Origin of the sequence: uncultured Brevundimonas sp. (assembly GCF_963977465.1) — a bacterium.
Taxonomy (GTDB): Bacteria; Pseudomonadota; Alphaproteobacteria; order Caulobacterales; family Caulobacteraceae; genus Brevundimonas.
Map to the genome: position 1 here is coordinate 1 of NZ_CAXBOQ010000003.1, position 20943 is coordinate 20943.

Here is a 20943-nt window from a genome sequence, read left to right on the forward strand (position 1 = left end):
AAGCCCCAAGCCCCAAGCCCCAAGCCCCAAGCCCCAAGCCCCAAGCCCCAAGCCCTACTGCCTTGAGCCCCGCCCCATGCCTGAACTGCCCGAAGTCGAAACCGTCCGCCGCGGCCTCGAGCCCGTCCTCGTCGGGGCGCGGCTGACGGCGGTGCGCCAGAACCGGCCCGACCTGCGCTTTCCCTTTCCCGAACGGTTCATCGCGCGGCTGGACGGGGCCACCGTCCTGCGCATCGACCGCCGCGCCAAATATCTGCTGGCGGCCCTGTCGACCGGCGAGACCTGGGTCACCCATCTGGGCATGACGGGACGCTTTACCCTTGGCGGTGCTGTTCCCGGTGACTTTGCCCAGTCCGCCCCGGTCACCGGCAAGCATGAACATATGAGCCTCGACGCCGTCGCCGGTGCCGTCGTCACCCGGGTCGGCTACACCGATGCCCGGCGCTTCGGCTTCATGGGGCTGATCTCGGCCGGGGCGCTCGACACCCATCCGTGGTTCGCCGGTCTCGGCCCCGAACCGCTCGGCAACGGCTTCTCCGGCGTGCATCTGGCCGAGGCCTTCGCCGGTCGGAAGCCGTCGATCAAGGTCAGCCTGCTGGATCAGCGCCATGTCGCGGGTCTGGGCAATATCTATGTATGCGAGGCTTTGTACCGCGCCCGGATCTCGCCCCGGATCGCGGCGGGCAAGGTCAGCCGCCCCCGGCTGGAACGGCTGGCCGCCGTGGTCCGCGACGTCCTGACCGAGGCCATCGCCGCCGGTGGCTCGACCCTCAAGGATTTCGCCAATGCCGAGGGCGGCCAGGGCTATTTCCAGCATCGCTTCGACGTCTATGGTCGCGAGGGTCAGTCCTGCCTGTCCGACGGCTGTACCGGCACGATCACCCGCATCGTCCAGGGCGGTCGCTCGACCTTCTTCTGTCCCGTCTGCCAGAAAGGCTAGGTGACTGAAATAGAAGGGGAACGAATATGGGGAGGGCTTTTCCTCGCCGTCATTTGGTTCCGGGCGGGTATTTTTTCTCGCTAGAAATCTCTAACAGTTCTTGAAATGGAGCATTTTTCCTCGTTCGAATTCTAGACGAATACATTTCTTCTCGCTTGCGAAGAAAGATTCATACGGCAAACTGAGAGCGAAAGGAGACAAGCAATGAGCAATCCCAAGCGATCTCGTGGCCGGCCCAGAGGGTCAGGTATTGACGACAGCGCCTCCCTGAATTTGGTGGCTGATATGATGCTCAAGAATCCTGGGCTGCGGGCCACAACCGCGATGAAGCGCCTTTCTCCTCCACCAAACGAAGCCCTCATCCGCCGACTTCAGGAGAAATGGAAAGTGGACAAGGGCGTCTTGATGAAGCGCGCAGAGGAACGGCTTGAGGATCAAAGGTCCGACGCGCGCGCTCGGGCGTCTGAAATGGCGAGCGGAGGTGGTGCCGGTTGGGCCGGACTTGATCGGCAAATGCGACTCGTGGATGAGGTGCAGCGTAGGACGAGGGCTACTGACGCAATCGACCGGCATATCCGGGCGATTGATCAGATGTCTTCCATCCTTGAGGGCCACAAGTCGCTTGCAGACTACAATTCTCCGACCATGAAGTTGATGCGTTCGATCGAAGAGAATCCTGCAGTAAAAATGGCCCGGCAGCTTGAAGAAAGCCCTACGCTCAGGGCTATTCGGCAGTGGGAAATGATGCAGAAGCGCTTGGGTTTCTGAGTTCACCCTTGCACCATCGCATCATCCTGTTCCGCGGCATGAACACCGGCGGTATCCGCTGGCCCGTGGCCGAGCAGCGCGCCATGGCCACCGACATGGGCCTAGCCAATCCCCGCACCCTGCTCGCCAGCGGCAATCTGGTGGTCGACAGCGATGCCGATCCGGCCGAACTGGAAACCAGACTCGAAGCGGGCATCGCCGCCCGGTTCGGCCGCCCCATAGAGGTGATGGTGCGCACGCCGGATCAATGGACCGCCCTGATCGCCGCCAACCCCTTCCCGGATCAGGCCGCCGCCAACGGCAGCCGGCTGCTGGTCATGGTCATGAAGACGACCGTCGCGCCGGGGGCGATCGAGACGCTGCAGGGGCTGGCGACCGGCGATGAACGGGTCGCCGCCGTCGACGACGCTCTCTATCTCTGGTGCGCCGACGGGATCGGCCATTCGAAGATGGCCGAAAAGGCCGTGCCGCGCCTGACCGGCACCGGCACCGGGCGCAACTGGAACACCGTCCTCAAGCTGGCGGCGATGGTCGGGCTCGCCCCGGTGTTCCCGTCAGACGACTGACGCGCTAGACGTCGCCCCCGACCCAGAGGAGCACCATCATGTCTGACAGCTATTCCACCCTGCTGATCGAACGCCATGCCGACGGCTATGCGCTGGTGACCCTGAACCGGCCCGAGGCGCTGAACGCGCTGAACTCGACCCTGTTCGCCGAACTGGCCGCCTTCCTCGATACCGTTGAGCAGGACGACAGCGTCCGCTGCCTGATCCTGACCGGTTCGGGACCCAAGGCCTTCGCCGCCGGGGCCGACATCAAGGAGATGGCCGACCAGACCTATGCCCAGATGTATACGGGCAATTTCTTCGCCCTCGGCCACGACCGCATCGCCCGCTTCCGCAAGCCGATCATCGCCGCGGTCAACGGCTTCGCCCTCGGCGGCGGCTGCGAGCTGGCCATGCTGTGCGACTTCATCCTCGCCTCGGACAAGGCCAAATTCGGTCAGCCCGAGATCAACCTCGGCGTCGCCCCCGGCATCGGTGGCTCCCAGCGCCTGACCCGGGCCGTCGGCAAGTCCAAGGCGATGGAGATGGTCCTGACCGGCCGGATGATGGATGCGGACGAGGCCGAGCGTGCCGGCCTGGTGTCCCGCGTCGTCCCCGCCGACACCCTGCTGGACGAGGCCCGCGCCGTGGCCGCAAAGATCGCGGCCCAGTCGATCCTCGCCGTGATGGCTAACAAGGAAATGGTCGGGGCCGCCTTCGAGACCACCCTGACCCAGGGTGTCCAGTTCGAGCGTCGCCTGTTCCACTCCCTGTTCGCCTTCGAGGACCAGAAGGAAGGCATGTCGGCCTTCGTCGAAAAGCGGAAGCCGAATTTCACAGGGCGCTGACTCGCGTTGACCCCCTCCGCCCTTTCAGCTATATCCGCGCGCTCTTGAGATTTCACGCCGTGGACGCTTGGTCTGCGGCGTTTTCCGTTGAAGGTTTTTTCAGATGGCTAACAACCCCGGCGCCCGGAAGGCGGTCCGCAAGATCGCGGCCCGTACCGAGGTCAACAAGGCGCGACGCACGCGAGTTCGTACCTTCCTCCGCAAATTCCAGGAAGCGATCACCTCGGGTGACGCCTCCGCCGCCAAGGGCGCCTTCATTGAGGCCCAGTCCGAGCTGATGCGCGCGGTCTCCAAGGGCGTGGTTCACAAGAACACCGGTTCGCGGAAAGTGTCCCGTCTGGCTGCCCAACTGAAGAAGTTGTCGGCCGCCTGACTTAACACGTCTCCGGACGGCCCTTCGCCGGACCGTCATGCGAAAATTTATGGATTTCAACGGCGAGGGCGCAACCGCTCCCTCGCCGTTTCCATGTCCGCGGGTAAGTCCCCCGCGAGGATTCGGCGCTCGCCCGAACGGGGAATTGAAGTTTTCCTCAACGCTGCTTTGGCTTTAGCGGAGTCAAACAATTTACTTGCTGTTTGAGTCGCGAATCAGCGTTGACCCAACCCGCCGTGAGGGTAAGTTTTGGGCTCTAACGCACCGTCATCCCGAAACGGATGAAGGCAGCGCGGAACCTGTGTATCGCGTCGGCGTAAGACGTCATTTCGAGAGTATGACCCCGCCTGCAAAGCACCACGCTTTGCGGGGCAGGAGAAGTCGTCCTCGGTTCTGGCGACGATGAAGTGCCTTCTGTTTGTTGGATTTAGTTTGGTGGGTGATTGATATGGCGGGGGGCGTGGCAATGGCGAGCATGACGGATCCGGATCGCATCTGGACCGAGGCAGCGGGTCGTCTTCGTACCGAAATCGGCGAAGGTCCGTTCAGCTCCTACATCGCCCCTTCGGCCGTGCGGGTCGACGGCGCGGGCCAGCTGATCCTGGTCACCCCGACCGCCTATGCCCGTGACTGGGTGCGCAAGAACGCCCTGCGTCGCATGAACGAGCTGTGGCTCGGTCTCGACGGCCTGTCGCGTCACCTCGACGTCCGCTGCCGCGCCGAGATGAGTTCGACCCCGCCCGCCTCGGCCGTCAGTGCCGCCCGCGGTGAGCTGGCCGCCGTGATGCCGATGCCGCGTCCGACCGTGGGACCGGTCGCCGATGGTGCCCGCGCCGTGCGCGCCGCCGGCCTGCAGGACCGTTTGACCTTCGACAGCTTCGTCGAGGGCCAGGGCAATGCCTTCGCCCTGGCCATCGCCCGCCAGGCCGCCGGCTGGGCCGACGGTCATTTCAACCCGATCTTCTTCTGCGGTCCCTACGGTTACGGCAAGACCCACCTCCTCAACGCCATCGCCTGGGAGGCCCAGCGCCTGCGCCCTGACGCCAAGGTCGTCTACCTGACCGCGGAACGCTTCCTGTCGACCTTCGTGCGCGCCATGCAGGACCGTTCGACCGCCGCCTTCAAGGACAGTCTGCGCAGCGCCGACATGCTGCTGATCGACGACGTCCAGTTCGTCGGCGGCAAGGCCTCGACCCAGGAAGAGCTGCTGTCGACCCTGACCGCCCTGATCGAGGACGGCAAACGCATCGTCCTGTCGGCCGACCGTCCGCCGATGGCCCTGACCGAGGTCGAGCCGCGCCTGCGCAGCCACCTGGCCTCGGGTCTGACCTGCCCGGTCGAACCGGCCGATCGCGTGCTCAAGCTCGCCGTGGCCCGCAACCGCCTGGCCGCGCTGGGCCGTCTCGGCGTCGTCTCCGGCGACGTCCAGCCCGAGGTGCTCGAACATCTGGTCGACCGCACCCCCGGCTCGATGCGCGAGCTCGAGGGGGCCGTGAACACCCTGGCCGCCGTGGCCGGAGCCCGCCTGTCGGCCCTGACCGTCGAAGAGGCCCAGGTCCTGCTGGGGGCCGCCCTGCGCGGCGGACCCGAGCGCCGCATCACCGTCGACGAGATCCAGAAGACGGTGGCCGAGCATTTCAACATGAAACAAGCCGACCTGCTCAGCGAGCGGCGCACCCGTTCGGTGGCCCGGCCGCGCCAGATCGCCATGTGGCTGTGCAAGCAGCACACGACCCGCTCCTATCCGGATATCGGTCGCCGCTTCGGCGGGCGCGATCACACCACGGTCCTGCACGGTGTGCGCAAGATCGAGGAACTGATGCCGCAGGACGATCAGATCGCCCGCGACGTCGAGGCCCTGACCCGCAAGCTCAGGGGGTAGGGCGTAGGAATTAGGGCCTGGAGGGGGGGGCGTTTACGCGATTATCCCCACCTGCCTGTCGGTCCCTCCTGAGCCCCCAGCCCAAAGCCCTACAGGGTTCCTTGCCCCGCGCCGCCAATCCGCTAGTGTCCAAGGCCTTCTATTCGCGGCGACGATCCTGAGTCGTCGCACCCCGGGCGAGACGACATGCAGCTGACCATCGAACGATCCGCGCTCCTGAAGGCCCTCGGCCATGTGCAGAGCGTGGTCGAACGCCGCAATACCATTCCGATCCTGTCGAACGTCCTGCTCAGTGCGGGTCGCGACAAGCTGGCCTTCGCCGCCACCGACCTCGACATGGAGATGGTCGACGAGGCCGAGGCCGTGGTCCAGGTCGAGGGGCAGATCACCGCCCCGGCCCACACCCTGTACGAGATCATCCGCAAACTGCCCGAAGGGGCCGAGGTCTCGCTGACCTACAACAGCGACGATCCGCGCCTGACGGTCTCGGCCGGTCGCTCGAAATTCAACCTGCCGGTCCTGCCGGCCGGCGACTTTCCGGTCATGTCGACCGACACCGGCGGCACCCGTTACGCCGTGGCCAAAGACGACCTGGCCCGGCTGATCGACAAGACCCGGTTCGCCGTCTCGACCGAAGAGACGCGCTATTATCTGAACGGCCTGTATCTGCACACGGTGGCCGAGGGCGGCGTGCCGCTGCTGCGCGCCGTGGCCACCGACGGCCATCGTCTGGCCCTGGCCGAGACCCCGGCCCCCGACGGCGCGGCCGGCGGCCCCGGCGTCATCGTGCCACGCAAGACCGTCGACCAGGTCCGCCGTCTGCTCGACGACGGCTCCGGCCCGGTCGAGGTCCAGGTCAGTCCGCAGAAGATCCGCTTCGAATTCGGCCAGGCCTCCCTGACCTCCAAGGTCATCGACGGGGCCTTCCCCGACTATATGCGCGTCATCCCCAAGGGGAACGACAAGCGCGCCGATATCGACAACGCCACCTTCAAGAACGCCGTCGACCGCGTCGCCACCATCTCGGCCGAGAAGAGCCGCTCGGTGAAACTGGCCTTCGAACTGGATCGCGTCACCCTGACCGTGCGCAATATGGAGGCCGGCCAGGGCGTCGAGGAGGTCGAGATCGGCTATTCCGAAGAGCCGTTCGAGATCGGTTTCAACGCCCGCTACCTGCTCGACGTCGCCGGCCAGATCACCGGTGAGAACGCGACCTTCATGTTCGCTGACCCCGCCAGCCCGACCCTCGTCCTCGATCCGGGCGATCCCGGCGTCCAGTATGTGCTGATGCCGCTGAGAGTCTGATGCAGACATTCCTCCCCCATCGGGGGAGGGGGACCATGCGCAGCATGGTGGAGGGGGTCGAACCTGCGCTGCGCTCAAGCCCCCTCAGTCCGCTTCGCGGACAGCTCCCCCAGAGGGGGAGCAATACGCCTTGATCCAGTCCCTCACCCTCACCGACTTCCGCTCTTATGCGAGCGCCACCCTGCCGGTCCCGGCGGGGCCGGTGGTGCTGTACGGGCCCAATGGGGCGGGCAAGACCAACCTGCTCGAGGCGCTCAGCCTGTTCACCCCCGGGCGTGGCCTGCGCGCGGCCACGGCGGTCGAGATGGGTCGACGTGAACCGGGCGAGGCCGGCGGTCGGGCCTGGGCCGTGGCCCTGACCCTCGATGCCGGTGACGGCGACGACGTCCGCCTCGGCACCGGGGTCCAGTCGGCCGGGGCCGCGCGTCGCATCGTCCGCATCGACGGCGAGACAGCCCAGCCGGGGCGACTGCTCGACTATCTGCGCCCGGTCTGGGCCACGCCCGAACAGGACCGGCTGTTCTCTGACGCCCGCGCCGCCCGGCTGAAATTCTTCGACCGGCTGGTGTTCGCCGCCGTGCCCGACCATGCGGCGGTGGTGGCCGGTTATGAAAAGGCCCTGCGCGAGCGGCTGCGCCTGCTGACCGACGGGGCTGAAGGCCGCGAGGCTGATCCCCTGTGGCTGGACGCGCTGGAACTGCGGTTGGGCGAGGCCGGGGCCCGCGCCGCCATGGCCCGCGTTGCGGCCCTGACCGTGCTCCAGGCCGGGATCGACGCCCGTGGCGACCGTCCCTTCCCTCAGGCCGACCTTGGTCTGACCGGCGAGGCCGAATCCATGGCCGCCGCCGGGGCCGAGCTGGACACCATCGCCGCCGCCATCCGCGAGGGGCTGGTGCGATCGCGCGGTCGCGACACTGCCGCCGGTCGCTCCCTGTTCGGTCCGCACCGTTCGGACCTGACCGCCCTGCACCGCGAGAAGAACCGCCCCGCGGCCGAGGGCTCATCGGGCGAACAGAAGGCTTTGGTGCTGAACCTGATCCTGGCCCAGGTGACCCGGCTGCGCACCGTCTCGGCCGTGCCCCCCGTCCTGCTGCTGGACGAAGCCCCGGCCCACCTCGACGCCCGCCGCCGCGCCGCCCTGTTCGAGGAAATCGTCGCTCTCGGCCTCCAGACCTTCCTGACCGGCACCGAAGCCGACCTGTTCACCGACCTCGCCCCCCACGCGACGTTCGTAAAGGTTGAGAGCGGCGGGTTCGGGTAGGACAAAAGCCCCTCTCCCGGCGGGAGAGGGGTTGGGGAGAGGGCTTACGGTGGCACCTGCGTCGCACCGTGACCCCTCACATCTTGACGCTTCGCGCCGCCCTTCGGATCGCGCTGGCGCTTCCTTCTGCTGTCGTCATCCTCCGGTAATCCGCGCTTGCGCGGCGCAGACCGGGGGACCCAGCGGCGCGCGGAGCGCGATCTGTTCAGGCACGGGCGGTGCGGACAGGTTTCGCCTTCGCTTCGCTGCGGTGCCGCTGGGTCCCCCGGTCTCGGCTGCGCCTCGCCGGAGGATGACGACAGCAGGAAAGTGCGAGGTCGTCGCCAAAAATCCGCCTATTGGCGCTACTCAAATCCCTTCCTATTCAACCCCTTCCGCTTTTCCATCCGCAATCTTCCCGCCCTGGTTCCATCCGCACCGATAATACCCCCTGTCCCGTCGCACGGGGGCTCGCTCGGCCGGCGATCCGCAGCGGCGGCGGGAGCGGATGGAGCGGGCGCAACCCGGAGCCAGACCCTGCGGGGTCGCTTGCCGAGGGGATGCGAGGTCGAGCCGGGTGGAAGGCCGGACGGCCGAGGGGGCGGGGAGGATACCCGCACCGGTCCAGGAGATGGTCGCTGCCATCCCTGCCCGCCGTGTGCAGAAGGACCCCTCGTCAACAGCGAGGCCCACGGTCCGCGCATGTGGAAGCCCGTCCGCGCGGAGCGTCTGACGTTCGCCGAAACACTATCCCCTACGGTCTCCGGGCGTTCGCCCGGCGCTCCGCCAAGGCTCCCCGTCACCGCGGCCGGACCGGCGCGCGGCGCCTGCGCGCGCGCGGCATGCCGCAGACCCGAGGCCCAACCCTGCTCTCCCGTATCTGCTCGCTTTTGCCGTGCGAATTCCTATATAAACAGCAGATCGGAACGGCTGGAATCGGCCCCCTTCCGAAAGCCTCTAACGGCGGGCCGGGTCCGGGATTCCAGACCCTACCGGTGCCCGCGTCTCCGGACGATTGAATGACCGACCAGAACGATACGGCGCGCAACGAAGACACCGCCGAAGAAGCCGCTTACGGCGCTGAATCCATCAAGGTTCTCAAGGGCCTGGATGCGGTGCGCAAACGGCCGGGCATGTATATCGGCGACACCGACGACGGTTCGGGCCTGCATCACATGGTCTATGAGGTGGTCGACAACGCCATCGACGAGGCCCTCGCCGGTCACGCCGACCTCGTCCAGGTCATCCTCAATGCCGACGGATCGGTCACCGTGACCGACAACGGTCGCGGCATCCCCACCGATATTCACGAGGGCGAAGGCGTCTCGGCGGCCGAGGTCATCATGACCCAGCTGCACGCCGGCGGTAAATTCGATCAGAATTCCTACAAGGTCTCCGGCGGCCTGCACGGCGTCGGCGTCTCGGTCGTCAACGCCCTGTCTGACTGGCTGGAACTGAAGATCTATCGCAACGGCAAGGCCCACCAGATGCGCTTCGAGCGCGGCGACACCGTCTCGCCCCTGCGCGTCATCGGCGACGCCCCGATGCGTGACAACGGCAAGGTGCTGTCCGGCACGGAGGTCAGCTTCTATCCGTCGGTCACCACCTTCGCCCACATCGATTTCGATCTGAAGACGCTGGAGCACCGGCTGCGCGAACTGGCCTTCCTCAACTCGGGCGTGGTCATCCGTCTGGCCGACCTGCGCGGGGCCGAACCGGTCGAGCAGACCCTGCACTACGAGGGTGGAGTCGAGGCCTTCGTGCGCCACCTGGACAAGTCCAAGACGCCGATCCTCAAGGACGTCATCGTCATCCGGGGCAAGAAGGAAAACATCGAGATCGACCTCGCCCTGTGGTGGAACGATTCCTACCACGAGACGATGCTGTGCTTCACCAACAACATCCCCCAGCGCGACGGCGGGACCCATTTGTCGGCCTTCCGCGCCTCCCTGACCCGGGTCATGGGGGCCTATATCGAGAGCTCCGGCGCCGGCAAGCGCGAGAAGATCTCCTTCACCGGGGAGGACGCCCGTGAGGGCCTGACCTGCGTGCTGTCGGTCAAGGTGCCGGATCCCAAATTCTCGTCCCAGACCAAGGACAAGCTGGTCTCGTCCGAAGTCCGTCCGGCGGTCGAGGGCCTGTGCACCGAGGGCCTGTCGCAATGGTTCGAGGAACATCCGCTCGAGGCCAAACAGGTGGTCAGCAAGATCATCGAGGCCGCTTCGGCCCGCGAGGCCGCGCGCAAGGCGCGTGACCTGACCCGGCGCAAGTCGGCGCTGGAAATCAGCTCCCTGCCGGGCAAGCTGGCCGACTGCCAGGAACGCGATCCGGCCAAGTCCGAACTGTTCATCGTCGAGGGCGATTCCGCCGGTGGCTCGGCCAAACAGGCCCGCAACCGCGAGAACCAGGCCGTGCTGCCCCTGCGCGGCAAGATCCTCAATGTCGAACGCGCCCGCTTTGACCGGATGCTGTCGTCAGAGCTGATCGGTACCCTGATCCTGGCGCTCGGCACCGGCATCGGCCGCGACGATTTCAACGCCGACAAGCTGCGCTATCACAAGATCATCCTGATGGCCGACGCCGACGTCGACGGCGCCCACATCCGCACCCTGCTGCTGACCTTTTTCTACCGCCAGATGCCGGAACTGATCACCCGCGGCCACGTCTACATCGCCCAGCCGCCCCTCTATAAGGTCTCCAAGGGCAAGCAGAGCCGCTACCTGAAGGACCAGGCCGAGATGGATTCCTACCTCATCGAGGAAGGGTCATCCGAGGCCGAGCTGGACCTGCCGACCGGCGAGCGCCGCACCGGCCTCGACCTGCAGTCGCTGGTGCGCGAAGCCAAGGCCTTTAAGGCCGGCGTCGACCGTCTTAGCCAGCGCGCCCCGGTGTTCGCCATCGAACAGTCGGCCCTGGCCGGCCTGTTCACCGACGACGGCACCGACATGGCGACCAAGGCCGCCGCCGCCGCCGCCCGCCTCGACCTCTATGCCGAAGAAGGCGACGGCGACTGGTCGGGCGTGCCCGGCGAACAGGGCGCGGTGGTGTTTGAACGCGTGCGTCGCGCCGTGTCTGAACGGGTCGTGCTGGAAGAGGCCCTGATCCGCTCGCTGGACGCCCGCCGTCTGGCCGAACGGGCCACCGCCTTCGAGGGCCTGTTCGACGCTCCGGCCGTGTATCGGCGCAAGGACAAGACCACGACGGTGCGCGGTCCCATCGACCTGCTCAACGCCGTGCTCGAGGCCGGCAAGAAGGGCCTGGCGATCCAGCGCTACAAGGGTCTGGGCGAGATGAATCCGGAACAGCTGTGGGAGACCACGCTCGATGCCAACGCCCGCACCCTGCTCAAGGTCGAGGTTGCGCACGAGGAAGACGCCAATGACCTGTTCGCCAAATTGATGGGCGACGTGGTCGAGCCGCGCCGCGAGTTCATTCAGGAAAACGCCCTCGACGCCGCCGTCGACGTCTAGGGAGCGGCCTTCCTAGCGCCGACTGCTGTCCACATAGTCGGTGATCGACGGCCACGAGCCCTCGCTCGATCGGGCCCCGTCGCAGGCGATGGCCTTGAGGAAGTCCAGATAGCTGTCGCGAACGACATCGTCCCAGGGAGCCTCGGCGTCATCGAACCGGTCGGTCTCGTCGCCGCCGGCCCCGTAGTCGATCGACAGGATCGACCGCACCTGGCCGGCCGCGCAGCGGAAGGTGAACAGATCGACCGAATGTGAATAGTTGCCGGCGGGGCCGGAACGCGGCACCTTGGCGGTGTGGATAGAGGTCACATCGCCTTCCACGCCGATACTGTCGACATCGGCCAGGTAGGCGGTCGTGCCGCTGTACGAGAATTTGTGCCAGTTTTCGGCGGCCGCAGGTCCGGCGATCAGCGTCACGGCCGCGAGCGCCAGCGATAGCAGGGTTCTCATCGGATCCTCCCCAAACGATGTTCCTCCCATGATCGCCCTCAGGCGCGAATTGGCAAGGGGTCCCGCGCTTGCCGCCCCTTCCCGGGAGGGATGACTAGCCGCCCAACGCCTGCAACACGGCCTTGCCGTAGCGATCCAGCTTGGTCTGGCCGACGCCCGAGATATGGCCCAGCGCATCGAGACTGCCCGGCTCGGCCAGGGCGATCTCCAGCAGAGTCCTGTCCTGGAAGATGACATACGGCGGCACCTTCTGCTCGGCCGCCCGCTCACGCCGCCAGACCCGCAGCAGCTCGAACCGGGCCCGGACGTCCGCGTCCATCGCCTCGACCGCGGCGTTGCGACCCGTGCGGGTCCGCTCCCGCGGCGCGCTGGCCCGCGTCGGCACCTGCCGGACCTCGATGACGCGTTCGCCGCGATAGACGCCGCGCACGGCTTCCGCCTCTCCCAGCCGGATCAGCGGCTTGCCCTCGTTGGGATCCTCGACCAGCAGCCCCTCGAACTGCAGATGGTCGAGGACGTCGCGCCAGGCGGGTCGCGACAGGTCGGCCCCGATGGCCCAGGTCGACAGCGCCGTCTCCCACGACTGCGGGTCCTTGGTCCCACCCAGCAGATGGTCGATGACCCGGTTGCGCCCGAACCGTTCGCCCAGTCGCTGCACCGCAGCCAGCGCCTTCTGGGCCGGAACGGTGGCGTCGACCAGGGCCGGCGGATCGCCGCAGATGTCACAGACGCCACACGGTCCGGCATCGGTCTCGCCGAAATAGCGACGCACCGCCTGCGGTCGGCACACGGCCCCGTCCAGCATGGCGAACAGCTGGCGGGCCTTGCGCACCTGCACCGCCTTGACCGCCTCGTCCATCGGTCGACTGTCCAGCCGCTTCAGCGTCCAGGCGATGTCCGACGGCCCGTACAGGGTGATGCCCTCGGCCGGTTCGCCGTCGCGTCCGGCCCGGCCGATCTCCTGCCAGTAGGCTTCCAGTGACCCGGGCGGATCGGCATGGATCACGAAGCGCACGTCGGCCTTGTCGACCCCCATGCCGAAGGCGATGGTCGCCACCATCACCGCCCCGTCCTCGGCGAGGAAGCGGGCCAACAGCCGGTCGCGCTCCCGGGCGTCCATCCCGGCGTGATAGGCGATGGCATTGGTGCCGGCATCGCGCAGCGCCCCGGCCACCCGTTCGCAGCCGTCGCGCGAGCCGCAATAGACCACCCCCGACTTGCCGCGCCGCTCACGCACCAGGGCGATGACATGGGCATCGGTCCGGGCCCGCGAGGCCGACTCCTTGCGCTCGGCCGACAGCTGCAGATTGGGTCGGGCGAAGCTGTCGACGAACACCCGGGCGTCGTCCAGCCGCAGCGATTTGACGATGTCCTCGCGGGTCCGGGCATCCGCCGTGGCCGTCACGGCAATGCGCGGCACGCCCGGAAACAGTTCGGCCAGACGGCCCAGGGTCCGGTAGTCAGGACGGAAATCATGACCCCACTGGCTGACGCAGTGGGCCTCGTCGATGGCGATCAGGCTCAACGGCAGCTCGTGCAGCCGATCGATCAGATGCGGCTGGGCCAGCCCCTCGGGCGACACATACAGCAGGTCCAGCTCCCCGGCCCGGGCCTGCCGCCAGATCGCCGACCGGTCGTCCATCGACACACCGGAATCCAGTCGCGCCGCGGCCACGCCCTGCTGTTTCAGCGCCTCGACCTGATCGGTCATCAGGGCGATCAGCGGTGACACCACCAGACCCAGACCGGGACGCAGCATGGCGGGAATCTGGTAGCAGACGCTCTTGCCGCCGCCGGTCGGCAGCACCGCCAGCACGTCACGCCCGGCCATGATCTCGGCCACAACGTCGGCCTGCAGTCCCCGGAAATCCGCATGCCCCCAGACCCGCTCCAGCGTCGCGCGGGCCGTCTCCAGCAGGGCGGTATCGGTGGCGGGCGGGGCAGTGGGCGAGTCGGCGAGCATGGCCGGGTTGTGCACGATCTGTTCCGGGGTGTCACACGCCTTCTGACCGGCCCCGGCTCAGGTCGGCACGGGGCCGTAACGGTTGGGCCCGGGCCGGCCCTTCCGCACGCCGATGTCGATGAAGCCCCAGACATAGAAGGCGAAGGCTGCCAACACCGCGACGCCGGTGGTGATGAAGACAGGCGATGACGGCTCCCCGGGAAGGCCTCCGTTCCGGGCGAGCAGGACACAGGAGAAGGCCAGCGGCGATGAGTAGATCATCAACCACCAGCCGCTGCGGCCGCGATCATGCAGGCGGCGAACGCCAAGGGCGATGCTGGCGACATAGACATACAGGATGGGCACCAGACCGACCGCGGCGGTCCACTGGGGCAGGGGGCTGACAAGAAGGCCCATCGCGAGGGCAATGCCCAGCATCAGGAACCAGATCAAGGCGCGTTGCGCGCGCCAGTATTTGAGGACCCCGGTGCGACCGGTGAAATCGAGCGACCTGTTCACATAACCACTCATGCGGGCCTCCTGCGTTTGCAGACCATCACGGGTAGAAAATGTCGTCAATCCCGCAGCAACTCGTTGACCCCGGTCTTGGCCCGGGTCTGGGCATCGACGCGTTTGACGATCACCGCGCAGTACAGCGACGGCCCGCCCTTCGGATCGGGCAGGGCCCCGGGAACCACGACGCTGTAGGCCGGCACCTCGCCGCGGAACACCTCGCCGGTGGCGCGGTCGACGATCTTGGTGGAGCCCGACAGATAGACGCCCATGGCCAGCACCGCCCCTTCGCGCACGATGACGCCTTCGGCGACCTCGGCGCGGGCCCCGATGAAACAGCCGTCCTCGATGATGGTCGGATTGGCCTGCAGCGGTTCCAGCACGCCGCCGATTCCGGCTCCGCCCGACAGATGCACATTTTTGCCGATCTGGGCGCAGGAGCCGACCGTGGCCCAGGCGTCGACCATCGAGCCCTCGTCGACAAAGGCGCCGATGTTGACGAAGCTGGGCATCAGAACGACGTTGCGACCGATGAAGGCCCCCTGACGCACGATCGATCCCGGCACGGCGCGGAAGCCGGCGCTCTGGAAATCAGCCGCGCCCCAGTCGCCGAACTTGTTGGGCACCTTGTCCCAGAACGGGCCGAGCCCGGCCGCATGATCGGACGACAGCGGGCTGGCCGGGCCGCGCTCACCGGCGCGCATGATCCGGTTGTCATTGAGGCGGAATGACAGCAGCACCGCCTTTTTCAGCCACTGGTGCGTGGTCCAGACACCGTCTGCGCCGCGCGAGGCGACACGGGCCTGGCCGGAATCCAGCAGGGCCAGGGCCGCGTCGACGGCGTGACGAACCGCGCCCTGGGTCGCAGGAGAGGCCTCGCCCCGGGCTTCCCAGGCGGCCTCGATGACGGCTTCCAGATGGGTGCGATCGGTCAGGTCGGTCATGGGGCAAGGTCTCCCGGCGTCAGGACGGCTGTGGCGAGAAAGGTATCGAGAGTCTTGGTACGATGGTCGACAAAGTCGGCCTCGACGTCCAAGGCGTGCGCGCCGACCAGGACGGTGGTCATGCCGACGGCCTTGGCAGGGGCCAGGTTTCTGACCGTGTCCTCGAAGAAGGCGGCACTGATCGGATCGACCCCGAACCGCTCCGTCATTCGCGCAAACGTACGCGGGTCCGGCTTCGGTATCAGATCGGCGTCCTCGAGGGCGAACAGGCCGTCGAACAGATCGGTCAGCTCCAGCCGCTCAAGCACCCGCTCGGCATGGGCGAGCGAGCCGTTGGTGAAGATCAGTCGGGGCCCCTCGAGACGCTCCAGCCCGGCCCGCAGACCCGGGTCGGGGATCAGGGCGTCCAAGGGCACATCATGGACCTCCGCGAGAAACTCGTGAGGGTCGACACGGTAGTTGGCCATCAATCCGGCGAGCGAGGTGCCATAGTCGCGCAGATAACCCTTCTGCACGACCATCGCGGCGTCGGATGCCATGCCGGATGTGCGCACGACATACTGATTGATGCGCGTCTCGACCAGTTTCATGAACTGGCTTTCGGGCGGATACAGGGTGTTGTCGAGATCGAAGATCCAGCTGCGGATATGGCTCAGGTCCGCGCTGATCCCGGGCAGCGGGACCGCCTGCCGGGCCGTCCCTGCCGTCACGCCTGCACCAGGGTCCCGGCCCCATGCTCGGTGAACAGCTCGACCAGCATGGCGTGTGGCCGTCGGCCGTCGAGAATGACCACGGCCCCGACCCCGGCCCGAACCGCAGCGACGGCGGTCTGCAGCTTGGGGATCATGCCGCCGGTCGCCGTGCCGTCGCGGATCAGCGCCTCTGCGTCGTCGATACTCATCTGGCGGATGATCTGGCCGTCCTTGCCCTTCACACCGGGCACATCGGTCAGCAGCAGCATGCGTTTCGCGTTCAACGATCCGGCGATCGCGCCCGCCACCGTATCGGCGTTGACGTTGTAGGTCAGACCGTCCTCGGCCACCCCGATCGGGGCGATGACCGGCACCCAGTCGGCATCACTGTCGATCAGCCGCACGATCAGCTTGGCGTCGACCTTGGTCGGCTCGCCGACGAAGCCGAGATCGACCTCATGTTCGATCATGCTGTCCGGGTCGCGGCGGGTCCGTTTGGTCCGCTCGACCGTCAGCAGGCCGGCGTCTTTTCCGGACAGGCCGATGCCGCGCACGTCGGCCTCCTTGCCTGCCACCGTGATCCAGTGGGCGATCTCCTTGTTGACCGCGCCGGACAGGACCATTTCGGCAACCTGCATCGTGTCCTTGTCGGTAACCCGCAGGCCGTCGACGAAGCTGGACTTGACCCCCGCTTTCTCTAGCATGGCGCTGATCTGCGGCCCGCCGCCGTGCACCACGACCGGGTTCACCCCCATCAGCTTCAGCAGCACCACATCGGCCGCGAACTGGCGCGCCACGGCGCTCTCGCCCATGGCGTGGCCGCCGTATTTGATGACGACGGTCTCGCGGTCATAGACCTGAATATAGGGCAGGGCCTCGGCGAGGGTCTTCGCCGTGTCCCAGCCGCGGTCTTCGGATTGGCGTTCGGTCTCGTCCATGATGGCGGCTCGATAGCGGTCGGGGGGGGCTCTGTCACGATCAATCCCTGTATCGTCGGTTGTCGGCGGGTTTCCGGCGCTGTCGCCACGAGAACGTGAGCGGGCCCGAGCCGCGCGAACCCTTGTCGTTTCGCCTCGGCACGCTAGGGTGATCGCTGTATTTTACCGACCGGGAACATCAACATGCTGGACACAGTCGGCGCCCCCTCCAGGAGTGGTAGCGCAGGATTTGTCGAGGGCGACAATGTCATCTCCGGTTCGGGCGGCGGTACGGTCTCCTATTTCGGGGACGTTTCCAGCTATGCGATATGCGGCTGCTGCGGCCGCTTCCATGCCGTTTCAGATGGTACGGGCGACGGCCAGGGCGTCCTGCTGAACGGCGATGACCGCGGCGGCTTCGGGCCCAACGGCAAGACGTCGTTCAGTGTAACCGATGCTGGGATCCAACTGACGCGTAACAGCGACGGCTGGTCCGGCGTGGTCGGTGGGGCCGCCACGGTGACCTTTGCCTTCCGCAACACGGCTCCGGGCACCATGCCCAGTGACACGGGCGGATTCTCCCAGTTCTCCAACCTGCAGATCAACGCCACCCTGCTGGCCCTGGCGGCCTGGTCAGATGTCGCCAACGTCACTTTCCAGCGCGTCAACGACGGTGCCGGCTATTCGAACAACGCCACGATCCTGTTCAGCAACTTTTCGACCGGATCGGACGGCGCGGCAGCCTTCGCCTATCTGCCGGGTAACGCGTCGACGTCCTCCAACTCCGGCGATGTCTGGATCAACAATACGCTGAGCTACAATGCTACGCCCGTGATCCTTGGCTACGGCCAGCAGGTGCTTCTGCACGAGATCGGCCACGCGATCGGCCTCAGTCACCCGGCGGCCTATAACGCCAGCGCCGGCGGCAGCATCACCTATGCCAACGACGCGGTCTATTTCGAGGATTCGCGTCAGTATTCGGTGATGAGCTATTTCAGTGAAACCAATACCGGTGGCGACTATCTAACCGGCGGCGGCACCCGGCAGTATGCCGCCGCCCCGATGCTCGATGACATCGCGGGGGCCCAGCGCCTGTACGGGGCCAATATGGGCACCCGGACCGGCGACACGGTCTATGGCTTCAACTCGACGGCCGGCCAGCCGTGGTTCAGCGCCAATACGACAAGCGCCCTGATCTTTGCCGTCTGGGATGCCGGGGGTACCGATACGTTCGATTTCTCCGGCTATGCGATGGGTCAGACCATCGACCTGCGCCAGGGAGCCTTCTCGAATGTGGGCGGTCTGGTCGGGAACGTGTCGATCGCCATCGGTGCGGTGATCGAGAACGCTATTGGTGGAGGTGGGTCGGACCTCTTTCGCGGCAATTCCGCCAACAACCGGTATACTCCAAACGCTGGCACGGACGTGGTCGACGGCGGCCTTGGCACAGATACGGTCGTGCTGTCAGGTGCCCGGTCCGCCTATTCAGTCACCTGGAGCGGCCAGACCGGCACAATCGCTGGCAACGGTCAGAACGTCACGGTGACCAATGTCGAATTCCTGCAGTTTACCGACCAGACGATCGCCGCAGCCCCGACCGGCGGGATCACGGTAGCCGGCGACGTCACCAGCGAGACCATCACCGGAACCGCCTTTGCCGACACCATCGGTGGCCTCGGCGGCAATGACGTCATCCACGGGCTCGCGGGCAATGACTATCTCGACGGTGGGTCCGGCAACGACACCCTGAACGGTGGCGACGGCGACGACGTCCTGGTCGGCGGCCTGGGCGACGATATGCTGAACGGCGGCAACGGCTGGGATATTGCCGACTACACCGGAGCTGGGGCGGCGGTCACCGTCAGTCTCGCCTCGGGGATTGCCTCCGGGGGTGCCGGTAACGACATCCTGGCGTTGATCGAGGAGATCCGGGGATCTGCCTATAACGACGTTCTGACCGGTGACGACAGTGCCAATATCCTGCGCGGTGGCGGCGGCATCGATACCCTCTACGGCGGTGCCGGTGACGACAGTCTCTATGCCGGCGCTCCGGGCCAGACCGGCGGTGCCCCGGATATCATCAAGGGACAGGGTACAGCCAACGCCAGCATCCTTTCCGCCGTGTCGCTCACGGGTGGCTTCGACCTGCTGGCTCGTCTCGACGTGGCCAACTCGACGACCATCCCCCATGCGACCGTGGTGGCGGCCGGTCACGGCGGCGTCGAATACTATGCCTTCACCGTTCAGGCGGGCGACACCGTCACCTTTGATATCGATGGCACAACCTTTGACAGTACCCTGCGACTGTTCACGGCCGGTGGGGTCGAACTGGCCAACAATGACGATGCCGGGTCTGACAGCGCCCGCACCGATTCCGGCCTGACCCACACCTTCACGTCCGCCGGAACCTATTACATCCAGGTCGCCGAATGGGTCGCTAACGTCGGCGACACCTTCACCAGCGGCGGGGTACCGTTGGGCGAACGTTACACCCTGCACGTCTCCATCCCCAGTGCGACTGTGGTGCCGCTCACCTTGATGGGGTCAACCCTGTTCGGCCAGGACGGGGCAGACACCCTGTACGGCGGGGCCGGCCCGGACACGCTCAACGGCGGGGCAGGCAACGACCATTATGTGGTCAGCTCCCAGTCCGCGGTTATCGTTGAGAGCCTCGGCGGTGGGCGTGACACCGTCACGGCGTCAGCCGGCTTCTACCTGTACGACAATGTGGAAGACCTCACCCTGGCGGTCGGCGCGGGCGATATCTACGGCGTGGGTAATGGTCTTGCCAATGTGATCGTCGGTAATGAGGGTCAAAACCTGCTGATCGGCGGCGGCGGCAACGATACGATCTCTGGCGGTGCGGGCAACGACTCCCTGTTCGGCGAAAGCGGCGACGACATTCTGAATGGTGACGCCGGTGTAGACTATCTGGTTGGCGGAGCCGGAAACGACACGCTGAATGGGGGAGCTGGTGCTGATGCCCTGTATGGCGAGGACGGTGACGACATCCTGATCGGCGGGCCCGATTTCGTGACGGATATTCTCGTCGGCGGTGCCGGCAATGATATTCTCCGCGGCGACTCGGGGCTGGGTGACTACGACCTGATGGATGGTGGTGCCGGCGACGACACCTACTGGGTGGATACTGGCGATGATCTCACCTTCGAAGCCGTGAACGGGGGGATCGACACGGTCCATGCCGATGTGCGCGTCCCAAACGGCGGGGTCTACCTCTATGCCAATGTCGAGAACCTGGTCCTCGAGGGCACCACGGCGTTCGGGGTCGGCAATGAACTCGACAACAGCCTGACCGGCAATGCGAGCAACAATTACCTGCTGGGTGGTGCCGGCAATGACCGTCTCAACGGCAAGGGCGGAAACGACGTCCTCTTCGGCGAGGGCGGTGCCGATATTTTCGTGTTCGAGATCGGCACGGGTGGCGATGTCATCGGCGACTTCCAGATCGGGGTCGACCGGATTGACCTCACCGGCTTCGGCTTTGCCAACTTCAGTCAGGTGGTGGTCAATTTCAGCCAGGTCGGCGCCGACGGTGCCATCAATCTGGGTGGTGGCGACTTCATCGTTCTGCACAGCGTGACAATGGCCAACCTGACCGCTGCTGACTTTATCTTCCCGGGTGGCGCTGCAGCATCCGCGCTCGCCGCGCCCCAGTCGGCTCCGGCGCAGCCCGAGGCCGGCACGAAATCGGCCGGCGACCTGCCTTGGGTGCTGCCAGGGCTGGATGGTGATGGCGATGACGCCTTCATTGAAGGGGTCTCGTTCAGCGGCGTTGCAGGGGAGGTATCCGACAAACACGGCGACCAGGCTCCGCTGGTGTTGCCGGCCCTGACCGATGACGAATTCCTGTCAGGCGTGGTCGACCAGGTGCAGGGCATCGTTCAGCCGATGATAACGACCGGGGCGGACGCGGACCATATGATCAGTGATGTCTTGCCGGGACTGGAGCATTGGCAGGCCGCTCCACTGCCCCATGGCGATCCGTTCCTGACTATGGCCGGTGGCAATGATGCGGTCACGCCCTGGGTCCACGATGGACACATGGGTGGCTGGGCGTTCTAGCGAGGGACGCCCGTCCCGATCATCCGTCCGG

The 20943-nt window shown here is 66.3% G+C and carries 16 protein-coding genes; 10 read left to right on the top strand and 6 right to left on the bottom strand.

Translation table 11 applies throughout. The annotated features are described in order from the left end of the window. Window positions 1–76: 76 nt before the first annotated feature. The 9 genes from mutM to gyrB all read left to right on the top strand — a co-directional run bounded on the left by mutM (window position 77) and on the right by gyrB (window position 11371). On the top strand, window positions 77–940 hold the full coding sequence (mutM, locus tag AAC067_RS06975; protein ID WP_339930911.1) for a bifunctional DNA-formamidopyrimidine glycosylase/DNA-(apurinic or apyrimidinic site) lyase: 864 nt from the start codon (window positions 77–79) through the stop codon (window positions 938–940). Window positions 941–1144: 204 nt separating this feature from the next. Beyond that, window positions 1145–1708, top strand: a complete 564-nt coding sequence (locus AAC067_RS06980; RefSeq protein ID WP_339930913.1) for a hypothetical protein — start codon at window positions 1145–1147, stop codon at window positions 1706–1708. An 8-nt stretch (window positions 1709–1716) separates the two neighbouring features. Further along, the gene (locus AAC067_RS06985; protein WP_339930915.1) at window positions 1717–2274 is read left to right on the top strand and encodes a DUF1697 domain-containing protein; all 558 of its coding nucleotides are present in this window, start codon (window positions 1717–1719) and stop codon (window positions 2272–2274) included. 38 nt (window positions 2275–2312) lie between these two features. After that, window positions 2313–3101, top strand: a complete 789-nt coding sequence (locus AAC067_RS06990) for an enoyl-CoA hydratase-related protein (RefSeq protein ID WP_339930917.1) — start codon at window positions 2313–2315, stop codon at window positions 3099–3101. Between the two features lie 103 nt (window positions 3102–3204). Then, window positions 3205–3474, top strand: a complete 270-nt coding sequence (gene rpsT / locus AAC067_RS06995; protein WP_339930919.1) for a 30S ribosomal protein S20 — start codon at window positions 3205–3207, stop codon at window positions 3472–3474. 448 nt (window positions 3475–3922) lie between these two features. Further along, window positions 3923–5356 (top strand): chromosomal replication initiator protein DnaA, encoded by a 1434-nt coding sequence (gene dnaA, locus AAC067_RS07000; protein ID WP_339930921.1) that lies wholly within the window; start codon window positions 3923–3925, stop codon window positions 5354–5356. A gap of 186 nt (window positions 5357–5542) precedes the next feature. Next, window positions 5543–6661, top strand: coding sequence for a DNA polymerase III subunit beta (gene dnaN / locus AAC067_RS07005; protein ID WP_339930923.1), 1119 nt, complete (start codon window positions 5543–5545; stop codon window positions 6659–6661). Window positions 6662–6791: 130 nt separating this feature from the next. Further along, window positions 6792–7922 (top strand): DNA replication/repair protein RecF, encoded by a 1131-nt coding sequence (recF, locus tag AAC067_RS07010; RefSeq protein ID WP_339930925.1) that lies wholly within the window; start codon window positions 6792–6794, stop codon window positions 7920–7922. 998 nt (window positions 7923–8920) lie between these two features. Next, window positions 8921–11371 (top strand): DNA topoisomerase (ATP-hydrolyzing) subunit B, encoded by a 2451-nt coding sequence (gene gyrB, locus AAC067_RS07015; protein WP_339930927.1) that lies wholly within the window; start codon window positions 8921–8923, stop codon window positions 11369–11371. A gap of 12 nt (window positions 11372–11383) precedes the next feature. Here the strand turns inward: gyrB and AAC067_RS07020 are convergent, their stop codons facing one another. The 6 genes from AAC067_RS07020 to argB form a co-directional block, all read right to left on the bottom strand. Next, the gene (locus tag AAC067_RS07020) at window positions 11384–11821 is read right to left on the bottom strand and encodes a surface-adhesin E family protein (protein ID WP_339930929.1); all 438 of its coding nucleotides are present in this window, start codon (window positions 11819–11821) and stop codon (window positions 11384–11386) included. 94 nt (window positions 11822–11915) lie between these two features. Next, window positions 11916–13784 (bottom strand): DNA helicase RecQ, encoded by a 1869-nt coding sequence (gene recQ / locus AAC067_RS07025; protein WP_339931707.1) that lies wholly within the window; start codon window positions 13782–13784, stop codon window positions 11916–11918. Between the two features lie 57 nt (window positions 13785–13841). Continuing rightward, window positions 13842–14294, bottom strand: coding sequence for a DUF805 domain-containing protein (locus tag AAC067_RS07030; protein ID WP_339930931.1), 453 nt, complete (start codon window positions 14292–14294; stop codon window positions 13842–13844). A 44-nt stretch (window positions 14295–14338) separates the two neighbouring features. Further along, the gene (gene dapD / locus AAC067_RS07035) at window positions 14339–15211 is read right to left on the bottom strand and encodes a 2,3,4,5-tetrahydropyridine-2,6-dicarboxylate N-succinyltransferase (RefSeq protein ID WP_339931709.1); all 873 of its coding nucleotides are present in this window, start codon (window positions 15209–15211) and stop codon (window positions 14339–14341) included. 5 nt (window positions 15212–15216) lie between these two features. Beyond that, complete coding sequence (locus tag AAC067_RS07040) at window positions 15217–15930, bottom strand: pyrimidine 5'-nucleotidase (protein ID WP_339930933.1); 714 nt, start codon at window positions 15928–15930, stop codon at window positions 15217–15219. Further along, on the bottom strand, window positions 15927–16850 hold the full coding sequence (gene argB, locus AAC067_RS07045) for an acetylglutamate kinase (protein WP_339930935.1): 924 nt from the start codon (window positions 16848–16850) through the stop codon (window positions 15927–15929). The genes AAC067_RS07040 and argB overlap by 4 nt, the downstream gene beginning before the upstream one ends. A gap of 183 nt (window positions 16851–17033) precedes the next feature. On the opposite strand from argB, the gene AAC067_RS07050 reads away from it, so the two are divergent. Next, complete coding sequence (locus AAC067_RS07050; protein WP_339930937.1) at window positions 17034–20912, top strand: M10 family metallopeptidase C-terminal domain-containing protein; 3879 nt, start codon at window positions 17034–17036, stop codon at window positions 20910–20912. Window positions 20913–20943 lie beyond the last annotated feature (31 nt).

Bases quoted from the DNA above. Each gene is read 5' to 3' on its own strand.
- AAC067_RS07020 (WP_339930929.1), bottom strand. From the start codon at position 11,821: ATGAGAACCCTGCTATCGCTGGCGCTCGCGGCCGTGACGCTGATCGCC.
- AAC067_RS06980 (WP_339930913.1), top strand. From the start codon at position 1,145: ATGAGCAATCCCAAGCGATCTCGTGGCCGGCCCAGAGGGTCAGGTATT.
- gyrB (WP_339930927.1), top strand. From the start codon at position 8,921: ATGACCGACCAGAACGATACGGCGCGCAACGAAGACACCGCCGAAGAA.
- recQ (WP_339931707.1), bottom strand. From the start codon at position 13,784: ATGCTCGCCGACTCGCCCACTGCCCCGCCCGCCACCGATACCGCCCTG.
- AAC067_RS07050 (WP_339930937.1), top strand. From the start codon at position 17,034: ATGCTGGACACAGTCGGCGCCCCCTCCAGGAGTGGTAGCGCAGGATTT.
- dnaA (WP_339930921.1), top strand. From the start codon at position 3,923: ATGGCGGGGGGCGTGGCAATGGCGAGCATGACGGATCCGGATCGCATC.
- mutM (WP_339930911.1), top strand. From the start codon at position 77: ATGCCTGAACTGCCCGAAGTCGAAACCGTCCGCCGCGGCCTCGAGCCC.
- AAC067_RS06990 (WP_339930917.1), top strand. From the start codon at position 2,313: ATGTCTGACAGCTATTCCACCCTGCTGATCGAACGCCATGCCGACGGC.
- argB (WP_339930935.1), bottom strand. From the start codon at position 16,850: ATGGACGAGACCGAACGCCAATCCGAAGACCGCGGCTGGGACACGGCG.
- dnaN (WP_339930923.1), top strand. From the start codon at position 5,543: ATGCAGCTGACCATCGAACGATCCGCGCTCCTGAAGGCCCTCGGCCAT.
- rpsT (WP_339930919.1), top strand. From the start codon at position 3,205: ATGGCTAACAACCCCGGCGCCCGGAAGGCGGTCCGCAAGATCGCGGCC.
- AAC067_RS07030 (WP_339930931.1), bottom strand. From the start codon at position 14,294: ATGAGTGGTTATGTGAACAGGTCGCTCGATTTCACCGGTCGCACCGGG.